We start from the raw sequence: 311 nt of genomic DNA on the forward strand, positions 1-311 counted from the left end.
ATCTACCAGTTGAACAAAGAGGACATCAAGCAGGTGGACGGAATCACCGTTATCGACATCAACAAAGATGAGAACGGTGGCAAGACCCTGAAGAATAGCTTCTCTGTGAGACAAGTCCCTCTGGTTGATGGGGCCTATGGGTTCTCCCTTCAGACCTTCCTTGAGTGGGTCAATGCCAACGAAGGCCGTCTGTTCAAGGCAAAGGAACATTATTTCAACAAGCCGCTCAATGAGGCTCTAAGGGAACCTCTGGGGCTGGCCTCTGGGGGCGACCAATCGTTTCACTCCCTGAGACACTCGTTGTCGGGTCT

1 protein-coding gene is annotated in these 311 nt (G+C 51.8%); it reads left to right on the forward strand.

Features of this window, described 5'->3' with window-relative positions; all coding sequences use genetic code 11:
- The coding region (locus tag QWI17_RS06770; RefSeq protein ID WP_302721764.1) for a site-specific integrase at positions 1 to 311 on the forward strand (311 nt) is incomplete at both ends.

It is taken from the genome of Gilvimarinus gilvus, assembly GCF_030518155.1.
Classification (GTDB): domain Bacteria; phylum Pseudomonadota; class Gammaproteobacteria; order Pseudomonadales; family Cellvibrionaceae; genus Gilvimarinus; species Gilvimarinus gilvus.